We start from the raw sequence: 11,259 nt of genomic DNA, 5'->3' as shown, positions 1-11,259 counted from the left end.
GAAATTTATTAAGTATGAGTGGATTGAAATTGATGCTTACGAAAACTGGAAAAGCTTTCTTGAATATCTCAAAAAAGTGCTTGACAATTTTGGGGAAGAATATGTAATTAATTTTGTTTAGGTGCTTTAGGACTACAGTAGTAGTCGAAAATAGGGTGATAAGCTATTTTGGGGCAGATAAACTAGGATTTAGGAAAGAGGCAGCAATGGGATATCACGTTATTTACGATGGCGACTGTAATCTTTGTGTGACTCTGGTACAACTATTAGAAAATCTAGATCAGGGCAAGCTATTTGATTACATACCCATGCAGGATAAAGAAGCTTGCGGAAAATTAGGGGTAACACCTCTCGAGTGTGAGATGGGTATGATTTTGATCGATGCTTCTTCTGATGATTGTCGATGGCAAGGAAGTGATGCCGCTGAAGAGATTGGGCGTCTATTGCCATTGGGTAATATCTTTGTATCCGCTTATCGGGCAATGCCTGGGGTGAAGTCGGTAGGGGATCAGGTTTACGAGCAGATTCGGGATAATCGTTACAGTTGGTTTGGTAAGCGTTCTACTACGTATAAATCGGTTTACCCAGTAGGTTGCAAGGCTAATCCCAGTTGAGGCTAGACTAGAAACTCAATCATAAGCATTCAGCCGTCAGCCTAATGCCGTCACCCTAATGCCGTCAGCCGTCAGTACCTCAAGTAGCGCATGAGCAGCAGAGCAGCAGAGCAGCAGAGCTAAATGCTTACACTCAATCAACTTTTATCCGCGCTTCTTGTAATTAGAAACACACAATTCCCTATTTTAAACTTTGGGGATAAGCTTAACCTATAGGAAAGTTGAATGTAATGTATTAGAATACTTATTTTCCTGGACTAATCATCTGATCGTGATGGGTTTTCCATCACGGAGATTGTCCCATAGGAATAGTTACATCAATACCATCAACGGCAATTGAGTGATATTCAGCCATGTCGATCGAAAAACTTAAGCCTGCCGACAAAGGAGCTGTCGGGATTTATGTTCCCTACTACCAGGGTAATAAACGGAATCTTTTACCTATAGCAATTAGCCTCTACCAACAAGGGTCTTTGGAAGGTCGTCGCCACATAGAAGGCGGTGATAGTATTCCCTTCGTTGCTACTTGGTTTGTATCTAATCTTCCTTCGGAATTAACTCGTTGCCGATTACAGTTTGATGGTAACGCGGATCTCAGTTACGAACTGACTATGCAAAATTCTGAGTTTGTGAATTACTTAATCGAAGTGATTATGAACTTTAAGCGATCGCGCATAACGGATTTTTCCAAGGCATTCTACCGCAAACTACTACGCATTGATGAATAAACAACCAGTTCTCTAGTTATAGGAGTGTAAATAAGGGGTGGCAAAATCCGCTAAGTATTTACTAATTGGGTCAACAGAAGCTTACAGCGGTAAGTCAGCAACGATCCTGGGAATTGCCGATCAACTGCAAGCAAAAGGGATAACGATTGCCTACTGTAAACCAATGGGTACCTTTTTGAGTAGCAATCAAGGGTCAACGATAGAGGAAGATGTCCAGTTTATCACTGACATACTTAAGTTGCCAGATAACATGGTGCGATCGCCTTTGCTGTTTATGGATGCTCAAACCATTGAAAAACGCTTGGGAGGACAAGACTCAACCGATTACCGTCAGTCTCTTCAAGACTATCTCCAACCACTAAATAGTGATGTAGTTTTGGTGGAAGGAGCAGCAACCTTGAGTGCGGGGACTCTGTTTAACTTATCATTACCAAAAGTTGCTCAGACAATTGATGCTGCTGTCTTATTGGTGGCTCGTTTTCACTCGGTTTTACTAGCAGATGCGTTGTTATTTGCTAAGCAACGTCTAGGGGAAAGCTTACTGGGAGTTTTAATTAATGATATTCCCCAAGACAAGCTATCAAGGGTAAAAACAACATTGAAACCGTTTCTGGAACGGCAAGAAATCCCAGTATTGGGAATGATGCCTAGAAATAATCTGTTGCGCAGTGTTAGTGTTCGGGAACTAGTACATCAGTTGCAAGCTAATGTGCTATGCTGCCCTGACCGCTTGGATTTGATGGTGGAAAGCTTGACCATTGGGGCGATGAATGTCAATGCTGCTCTGAAGTATCTACGCAAGGGCGTTAATATGGCGGTGGTGACGGGAGGCGATCGCCCAGACCTTCAGATGGCTGCTCTAGAAACCTCAACCCACTGTTTAATTCTTACCGGTCAAGTTCAGCCTCAAGCGGTTATTCTCAGACGTGCTGAAGAGTTTGAAATTCCCGTACTTTCCGTTGATTTAGACACCCTCACTACTGTTGAGATTATTGACAATTCTTTTGGTCAAGTACATCTCCATGAAGCAATTAAGGTGGAGTGTATGCAACAGATGATGAATGAATATTTCGACATTGAGCGGTTGATCAAGTTACTTGGTTTGAAACCAGCTTTATAGATGCATTAGTTGAAGGTTAAAAGGTGAGAAGGTTATTCGCACAATGCGATTCTGTATAGGGTAGGTTTGCAGGTTCCGTAGCGTGGGCTATTGGCCAAGTTTAAAACGTTAACTTGAAAGTTACTAAATAAATTATAACTCTGTTAAAGGTAACTCTATTATAGCGTTTCTCGTAGCTATGAGGTACACATTATTTTTTCCCTCTTACCTCACTTCCCCTCCTGGGAGGGGTTAGGGGTGGGTTACTCTTACCTGCTCCCTGCTCCCTGCTCCCTGCTCCCTAAAACCCATAAATTTGTACCTCACAAGTCGTAGAATTGCTAGAAATTAAATATGAAAACAATTCTGGTTTTTGTCATCATTAATTTGGAAGGTTGTCAGGTTATAATGTTGAAGGTTAAAACGTTTGCCAAAAGGCTACGCTAAGCGAACAACGTTAAACTTGCTTGCCTTCTAACTCTTTTCAACTTTAAATTTGCTAACTTGTAATTCTGTTAACGATGAAACCAGTTATTGTTTTCGGCAGTATCAATATGGATTTGGTAGCCAAAACTCCCCGGTTACCAGTTCCAGGTGAAACACTACAAGGCCATGAATTTTTTACTGCTCCTGGTGGGAAAGGGGCCAATCAAGCTGTGGCGGTAGCACGGTTGGGTATCCCCACTAACATGGTGGGGCGCGTTGGTTGTGATGATTTTGGCACTCAGCTACGCTACAGTCTAGGGGTAACGGGTGTTGACATCGATAGCGTTTTGGTTGAGGAGGCGGTGAGTTCTGGGATTGCAGTGATTTCGGTGGATCAGGCTGGGGAGAATACCATTATTTTCCTGGCTGGTGCTAATGGGCATGTTAATGAAACTGATGTGGAACGCCTCAGTAGTTTGTTGCCAGAAGCCGCTGTTTTATTGATGCAGTTGGAGATTCCCATGTCAGTGGTGCTTTTAGCAGCAGCCGCAGCTCAGAAAGTGGGTTGTCCAGTGATTCTTGACCCAGCACCAGCTCAGGACTTGCCAGAGGAACTGTATGGCATGGTGGATATTATGACACCGAATCAGTTGGAAGCCTCTGTACTAGTGGATTTTCCTGTCGATACCATAGAGTCAGCGAAGAACGCATCAGAAGTACTGTTGCAACGAGGTGTGGATACGGTGATTGTGACCTTAGGGGAGCAGGGGGTTTTCTGTGCCACTGCTTCTGAATCGTTCTTCGTCCCTGCTTTTTCTGTTGAGGCTGTGGATACTGTGGCAGCTGGAGATGCCTTTAATGGTGCAATGGCTGTGGCAATAGCCAAAGGGTTACCGTTGCGGCAATCGGTAATATGGGGAGCTGCAGCTGGGGCGCTTGCTGTGACTAAGGCTGGGGCTCAGCCGTCTTTGCCTGATCAAGAGACATTCAATGCCTTTCTCACAGAATTAGGTATTAGCTATTAGCTATGATAGCATGATAGTCTTAGATATTAGATATTAGATATTTATTTTTAGATATTAGTGATTGGTAATAGATCATTTTCCCGGAATTTGCTACTACTGGAAATCCTGATGGTAGACCTATTCATTAGTACTAATTAATCCAGTTTGAGCAAATTATTGAGGGTAGTACGTCTTTTTCAAAACTCAGCCACTCAGCAGTCACTACTATACAGTAACTATACAGTAACATCCTCATAAATTAAGGAGATGGGACAACTAAAATCAATGCTGGTCAAGTGAATTTCCTCTCCTTCTGTGTAGGGATTAAGTTCCCATTTGCCTTGTGGATTGCGCCGGAAACACTCGATAGTGATCTGTTGAGTATCAATCAAAAGGTATTCTTGTAAGGTTTTGATGCGGCGATAGTTAGCAAATTTGCGACCTCGATCAAAGGCTTCAGTGGAGGGAGAGAGGACTTCCGCAATCAGACAGGGATGATAAATGACTTTGAGCCGATTGCTGTCTCGTTGGTCGCAGGTTACCATGACATCAGGGTAGTGAAAGGGTCCTTTTTCTGATACACCCACTTTGACACTAAAGATAAAAGGACGACAGGAACCTCCCCGCAGATGGCTTTTTAAGGCAGTGGCAAGATTCAGAGCAATGGTTCCGTGGGGAATAGTTCCCCCAGTCATAGCATAGACTTCGCCGTCGATGTATTCATAGTTAAGTTCTTGCTTTTCTTCCCAGTCTAGATAAGCTTCGGGAGTCATGTACTCTCTGTGATAAGAAGCAACCATAACCACCTCTTTTATGTCCTGTTTTGGAGCTAGTTGAGCTTGATTTAAACTATAGCGCGAAACTCCCCCTGACCGAAACCGCGACATATGATAAGACAAAATATTTTTGCTTTCATACCTGCTCGCTTTCGACAGGGCCTTCAATATTGCTTTTTCTAAAAAGGGGTATTGTAACTGTAAACGTTGTCCCTTGGTTGAGAGTGCTTTTAACTTCGATTTGACCGTGGTGATTCTCAACTATTGTTTTAGCGATCGCTAAACCTAGCCCAGCTCCTTTTGCTGTATCATAAGGTCTAGCTGGATCAGCTCGATAAAAGCGATCAAAAATGTGAGGTAATGCTGATGGTGATATGCCTCGACCGGAATCAGTTACCTTGACTTGAAGGAGGTAGCGCGGTCTTGGGGTTCCCCCCCATGAGGGAGTAACGGTGAGGAATGGCAGGTTTCTTGCCCTATGTTTGCTGGGAGGTTCTAACTGTTGTAATTCCACTTGAATAAATGCTTCCCCTGGAGTTTTGGTAGAAGCGGGTGTGTATTGCACAGCATTATTCACTAGATTGGTAAATAAACGTGCCAATTGATTCCAATCCCCCTCAAGGGTAAAGGCATCTTCGTCGAATGTTGGATTTTGGAACACCTGACTAGGGCAGGCTGGCCGAAATGCTTGACCATCCTCCATCTCCCCCTCTTTCTCCTCTGTCCCCTGTACCTGATCGGGATTGGGGATGTCAATCAAGTACAGGGAAATCCCTTTTTCTGTAGCAATCAGTTGTTGCTCCTCGATCACTTCCATTAGCAAAGCATCTAGGTGGACTAATTGCCACTGGGGTTTTACCATACCGCTATCAGCACGAGCCAAAAACAGCAGGTCATTGACCAGTTTTCCTAAGCGCTGGGTTAATCGCTCTATCACTTCGAGTTGGTGCCGTTGCAGCTCAGATGCCAAATCGGGATCCCCCAGAGCAACTTGTACATTAGTCTGAATCGTGGCAATCGGGTTTCTGAGTTCGTGGGAAGCATCAGCAGTGAATTGTTTGAGCCGTTGGTAGGACTCCCGTACTGGTTCCATAGCCATACCAGATAGTAACCAACCAATAGCACCAGTAGAGATAATTATCACCACTGTACCTAGAGTCAGATCAAATATCAGTTGGTGGCTGGGTTTGGTGACTTCAAACCATGGGTGGCTAACCCGTAAATAACCCAAGATATAATCCTCGATTTGCACCAGTTGGGTTAACTGTCGCAGGAGATGCTCTGCTGATAAATGAACTGTTGCCCTAGTGGTGTTGGTCTTTAAGGGAATAGTTAAGGGTTCTGAGAAGGTTGACCACAGCAAATCCCCCTTCGGACTAAACCACTCCAGGTCAATGTGGTCATCTTCTACCCCATCACTATTGTCTCGAAAACTGGCTTCAATGTTAAATTGGTAGGGCATCTCGCCATGGTCCACAGGTTGAATCACCAGTGATCGCTCTACCACTTCTACGACATGTTTGAGGGTGTCATCAACCCGTTCAATCAGGGTGTGGCGGACATAAAGATAGACAGCAGTTGCAAATAATAACAGTAAGACTGCCGTGACCGTAGTGTACCACAGAGCAAGGCGTCGGCGAGTAGTTTGAAACATGCTTATTTAACTCAGATCTTGAGCACAACTGAGAACCGAACCAGTTGCTGCCAGTGTAGAGGACAAAGCTAAAATTGATATCGTGTCCGACTTGTCAGAAACGATCAGCCCTTAGCCTAAGCTGATCATGCCTAATGCCTTCAAGGATAAACCTAATTCTTGAAATCTTACTACGATTACGCCTCCTCAGATTTAAGATTAATTTTATCATTCGAGGCGAAATGATCCATCGAAGACCCTCAGACGGTATACTTTTTAGTATTTTAATCCCCTTAATCTCAAGGATTATACGGATTTTATGTGAATTTTTTAGGAAATTATCCGTATAAGTACGGAGATAACGATTAGTGAAATTACGGTGGAAACAGGTTTTTTTTTAAGTCAACATTAACATAATAGAGTTAATTCATATCTCACAGATGTTTGTTGATTAGTTAACGGTATTTCAATGTCATCAACATACCTACCAGTCACTTCTCCTTCAGCTGATCAAAGCAATTTCCCTGCACCAGTCCCTGCTTCAGTTATTTATTTTCAGAATAAACTGCCCAAAGAAAGACCAGAGCATCCTGATTGTACCCGAATCCTCTTAATTGAGGACGATATCCAGGATATTGAGCTCATTAAAGCATTACTCAAAAAGGCCAAACATTTTCCAGCAACACTCACCCATGTAGAGACCTTAGAGCAAGGTATCGAATGCCTAAAGCATGGAAATATTGATATCGTACTCTGTGACCTGTTCTTACCAGATCAGCAAGGCCTAGAGACATTTTGTGAAATTTATGCCCAGTTTCCGGAAGTGCCTATAATCATTCTGAGTGGACTGACTGATGAGAATTTAGCCATAGAAGCGCTACAAGAAGGAGCACAGGATTACTTAGTTAAAGGACAATTTGATCGGAACCTATTGGTACGAGCGATGCGCTATGGCATTGAGCGGCAACGACTGCTGTTAGCACTGAAGCGACAAACTGAAGCCCTACGAGCCAGTGAAGAGCAATTTCGCACCATGATTACCAGAAATGCTGATGGTGTTGTCATTATTGATCACAATCGAGTGATTCAATTTGTTAATCCAGCAGCAGAATCCCTGATCAACTGTAAAGCGGAAATACTCCAAGGAGAAATATGGTGCAGTTCCCTAGTGGTTGGCCAAACTACAGAACTAGATATTTGCTCCTCCTATGGAAAAATTGTTATTGTCGAAATCCAGCTAGTAGAAATTCAATGGGAAGGGAAAAAAGCCTATATGGCATCACTGCGAGATATCACCACTCGCAAGGAAATAGAAATTGCTCAGAAGCAACTGAATGATGAGTTAGAACGTCGGGTTAAAGAGCGCACAGTTGAACTAAGAGTAGCCAATGCTCAGCTCCAAGTTTTGGAAGTTAAACTACGTCAATCACTGGTGAAAGAGAAAGAATTGAGCAAATTTAAATCTCGGATTATCTCTAGCATTTCCCATGAATACCGCACCCCATTAACTACGATTTATTCATCAGCAGCAATCCTGGAACGGTACTGTGATAAAATTGATCCGACTCGGCAAGTAAAACATTGTAGACGTATCCAATCCATGGTTCAGCACCTGACTGGTTTAGTGGATGATGTGCTATTTATTAACAAGACGGAATTTGACCAACTAAATTTCAAACCAGAACCTATATACTTAGTTGGATTTTGTATTAAATTAGTTGATGAAATCAAATCTAAAACCACAGATAAACACCAGATATTGTTTAGCCATGAAGGTGATTGTAAGGAATTTACATCAGATCCTAAGATGCTACGACAAATGCTAACTAATCTCCTCTCTAACGCTATTAAATATTCTCCTCAAGGAGGCACAGTCGAACTTAACCTTAAGTGTGAAAATAATCAAGTAATACTGGAAGTTACAGATGAAGGTATTGGCATTCCTAAGCAGGAGCAAGGTGAGTTATTTAATTCCTTTAGTCGCGGGAGTAATATCGGTTCCATAGGGGGAATTGGATTGGGCTTATCAATTGTAAAAAGTTATGTGGAACACCATCAAGGTGAAATAGTTATGGAAAGTGAAATAGGTGTAGGTACTCGTATTAAGGTATCTTTACCATTGCTTCGTTAGTGGTTAGTATGACTTACAAAAATTGATTTATTTAACCGCAAATCCCCATAAGATGCGAAGCTCCGAAGACTAATATATAGCAAGTCTTATACCCATGAGGTACAAATCTCTGGGTTTTAGGGAGCAGGGAGCAGGGAGCAGGGAGCAGCGGATATGGGAAGAGGGAAGAGGGAAGAGGGAAAAAATAATGTGTACCTCATAGCTATGATAAACGCTATAGTTGGTAAAAGGTATTTTTAAGCCATCATATATAGTTCCGTTAAATACTTATAGAAATTATTATTTTGGTGAGGGATAAAGCTTATCCTTTTAAGGCAAAAGGCAAAAGGCAAAAGGTAAGCATTCAGCTACGTGGCCAAGGCCAACGGCTGACCGCTGACCGCTGACCGCTGAATACTTACGTTAATGGAAAATGGAAAATGAAAAATTCCCAATTCCCAATTCCCAATTCCCAATTCCCAATTCCCAATTAACAGCCATAGGCAGAAATTATCCCCTCATAAAAAATCCTTAGACTCCAGTTATTTTTTGTCTTTCAACTGCTTCGTAACTGATTGAGCTTTATCCTTTAAGTGTGCGGTAGTAGCATTGGCTCTGTCTTTCAACTGCTCAGTGACTGATTGAGCTTTATCTTTGAACTGTGCGGTGGTAGCTTTGGCTTTATCCTTCAACTGTTCAGTGACTGATTGGGCTTTATCTTTCAACTGTTCTGGTATATGTTGAGCTTTTTGCTTGACAGCTTGAAATTCCTGGACAGTTTTTTGATAATCTTCCTTGATCAGGTCTGTAGCTTGACCAATTTTTTGATTAAGTCCTTCCCCATACTGTTTACTATTTTGAGCAACTGCATCCAGTACAATTACCCGCTTGCTGCCAATACTCGAAATTGCTACTGGTGGGAGTAGATACATACCATCCATAACCCCATGCCAGCCAACGTCGGAGAAGAGATAGTTAACTACAGTACCGCTTTTGGGTTTGAGTAAGTAGTCCACTAGCTTACCAATTTTGTTACCCGCATCTGTCCACACCTCATGTCCGATCAGTGAATCCCAAGACTCGGTTTTCTGTTGAGCTTTGTGATTTTTGCTAGTGTTGACGAGAATACTATCAGTGCCAATACTCTCTACTTGACTCCAAGCAAAGTACCGTTTTTTCGTCCCAAGTAATCCAGACTTACACCTTAAGGCAACAACTCGATGAGCTTGATAGTCCAACAAGAGTTGATCGACATGACCAATTTCTTCGGTGGTCTGACGCTCTAAGACTAGACGATTGATTAACTGGCTCTGCCTGATCGGTTTGGGTTGGATAAATAGTAAAGACATCTATTCATGTCTCCAATAGTTAAGAACTGGCGGTCGGAAAAAGACACAGAAGGCTCAGCAACGGTAAGCTATCAGGTAAGCCTATGCCCTACAGATGGTGCTACTTGAGGTGCCGTTAGCGGTCAGCAGTCAGCTATCAGCTTATGGGCTATGGGCAGGCTACTGTTTGCCCAGCGTGCGCGTAGCGCAATCGGTGCTTTTGAATAAGCGATGCAGCGCGGTCTTGGGGGTCCCCCCCATGAGCGACTGCATCAAGAAAACAGGTAAACATTATTCAATGCTCCGGTTCAAGGTTTATTTTAAACTGACGGCTGACCGCTGACCGCTGAATGCTAAATGCTTGTGTACTCCTCTGTGATTTTTTCCATCTAGATTTTAGCTTACAATAATTGAGTCAAGTCTGATCTAGGGGATTACCAAGGAGTGAGTTGAGACTATGCGCTTATTGTTTTTGATTTCAGGCTTCGTGATCGGCTTAGCTATAGCAGCTATTTTATTCGCCCTCCAAAATAAAGCAATTGTGGCGGTAAACTTTGGGGTTTGGACTGTAGAAGAACCTTTATCTCTAGTGATTCTTTTAACTCTTTCTATGGGCTGTTTAGCCGGTTTATTAATCTCCACACCTACTCTAATTAACCAAAGTCGTAAACTAGCTCGGCAACGGAAACGGATTAATGAATTAGAGCAGGATTATAATGAAACAATAGTAAATATTGATAATCAACGCAAAAGAATAGAGTATTTAGAAGATAGTTTAAAAAGTAAGATAGGTGCCTCATTAGCAGAATCTGAGCCGCAATAGCTGGAAAACTGTTGGTATTGAGCGGTCAGCCGTCAGCCGTCAGCCGTCAGCCGTCAACTAAAAGAAACCCTGCGTATAGTGCGCCTATGGGCAATGGGCAATGGGCAAACGGTAGAATTTAATAGTTCGAGATTAATGAGAATTGAAAGTCAACATAAAAGTAGATCAGGATAAGTAAAATAGATTAAATGAATACTTACCTCTTTTTTTAAAAAGCTGATAGCTGATAGCACCTCAAGTAGCATCTCAAGTAGCGCTAATCGCTGATAGCTGATAGCTGATAGCTGATAGCTGATAGCTGATAGCTGATAGCTGATAGCTGATAGCTGATAGCTGATAGCTGATAGCTTACCTATTTGAACTACTGATCAAGGATTCAAACTCAGCTTTTAATGATTCAAAATCTGCCACCCTTGACACTAGTAAATTATCCTTACCAGCATCATTTAATCGTTGTTTCCAATAACTGATGATTTCTGGGTGATTCATCCAGAATTCAATCACACTGTCTACAGCTTGATCTATACCCCAATCTGCCTGGGAGGGAAGGGTTTCAGCTGATTCAATTAAAGCATCCAGGGTACAGTGATAAGTACCTAAGTATTTCAGCCGGGGTGGGACTTTTCTCTGACTCAACGTCTGTTGATGATTGAAAAAGTCTAGGACAGGAGATACTCCTAAGATTTCAAAGGTGTATTTCATAGGTTAAATACCTTCC

The 11,259-nt window shown here is 42.4% G+C and carries 10 protein-coding genes and 1 pseudogene; 7 read left to right on the top strand and 4 right to left on the bottom strand.

Annotated elements, in window-relative coordinates:
* From F6K51_RS22960 to rbsK, 5 genes and pseudogenes are all read left to right on the top strand, one after another.
* Positions 1-121: pseudogene (locus F6K51_RS22960) on the top strand (IS630 family transposase); the annotation flags it as partial.
* Between the two features lie 85 nt (positions 122-206).
* Complete coding sequence (locus F6K51_RS22955) at positions 207-614, top strand: DCC1-like thiol-disulfide oxidoreductase family protein (RefSeq protein WP_293024549.1); 408 nt, start codon at positions 207-209, stop codon at positions 612-614.
* A gap of 353 nt (positions 615-967) precedes the next feature.
* Positions 968-1,342: a type IV pilus biogenesis protein EbsA gene (gene ebsA, locus F6K51_RS22950; RefSeq protein ID WP_008191631.1), complete on the top strand. Its 375-nt coding sequence runs from the start codon at positions 968-970 to the stop codon at positions 1,340-1,342.
* A gap of 37 nt (positions 1,343-1,379) precedes the next feature.
* Positions 1,380-2,462: a phosphotransacetylase family protein gene (locus F6K51_RS22945; RefSeq protein WP_293024545.1), complete on the top strand. Its 1,083-nt coding sequence runs from the start codon at positions 1,380-1,382 to the stop codon at positions 2,460-2,462.
* A gap of 500 nt (positions 2,463-2,962) precedes the next feature.
* Positions 2,963-3,892, top strand: coding sequence for a ribokinase (rbsK, locus tag F6K51_RS22940; RefSeq protein WP_293024543.1), 930 nt, complete (start codon positions 2,963-2,965; stop codon positions 3,890-3,892).
* Positions 3,893-4,107: 215 nt separating this feature from the next.
* On the opposite strand, the gene F6K51_RS22935 is transcribed toward rbsK, so the two are convergent.
* Together F6K51_RS22935 and F6K51_RS22930 are read right to left on the bottom strand one after the other, a co-directional pair.
* Positions 4,108-4,671 carry a Uma2 family endonuclease gene (locus F6K51_RS22935; protein WP_293024541.1) on the bottom strand — a complete coding sequence of 188 codons (564 nt, stop codon included), beginning with the start codon at positions 4,669-4,671 and terminating at the stop codon, positions 4,108-4,110.
* Between the two features lie 112 nt (positions 4,672-4,783).
* A complete protein-coding gene (locus tag F6K51_RS22930) occupies positions 4,784-6,301 on the bottom strand; it encodes an ATP-binding protein (protein WP_293024540.1) in 1,518 nt (505 codons plus the stop codon).
* 448 nt (positions 6,302-6,749) lie between these two features.
* On the opposite strand from F6K51_RS22930, the gene F6K51_RS22925 reads away from it, so the two are divergent.
* On the top strand, positions 6,750-8,411 hold the full coding sequence (locus tag F6K51_RS22925) for an ATP-binding protein (protein ID WP_293024538.1): 1,662 nt from the start codon (positions 6,750-6,752) through the stop codon (positions 8,409-8,411).
* A 521-nt stretch (positions 8,412-8,932) separates the two neighbouring features.
* On the opposite strand, the gene F6K51_RS22920 is transcribed toward F6K51_RS22925, so the two are convergent.
* Positions 8,933-9,739, bottom strand: a complete 807-nt coding sequence (locus tag F6K51_RS22920; RefSeq protein WP_293024536.1) for a PRC-barrel domain-containing protein — start codon at positions 9,737-9,739, stop codon at positions 8,933-8,935.
* Positions 9,740-10,175: 436 nt separating this feature from the next.
* Between F6K51_RS22920 and F6K51_RS22915 the strand changes: the two genes are divergently transcribed.
* Positions 10,176-10,541: a LapA family protein gene (locus F6K51_RS22915; protein WP_075899707.1), complete on the top strand. Its 366-nt coding sequence runs from the start codon at positions 10,176-10,178 to the stop codon at positions 10,539-10,541.
* A 348-nt stretch (positions 10,542-10,889) separates the two neighbouring features.
* Here F6K51_RS22915 and F6K51_RS22910 read toward each other — a convergent pair whose 3' ends face one another.
* Positions 10,890-11,243: a hypothetical protein gene (locus tag F6K51_RS22910; protein WP_075899705.1), complete on the bottom strand. Its 354-nt coding sequence runs from the start codon at positions 11,241-11,243 to the stop codon at positions 10,890-10,892.
* Positions 11,244-11,259: the final 16 nt, after the last annotated feature.

The sequence above is a fragment of the Moorena sp. SIO3I8 genome, from assembly GCF_010692325.1.
GTDB lineage: Bacteria > Cyanobacteriota > Cyanobacteriia > Cyanobacteriales > Coleofasciculaceae > Moorena.
This window is presented reverse-complemented; position numbering and strand designations above follow the sequence as displayed.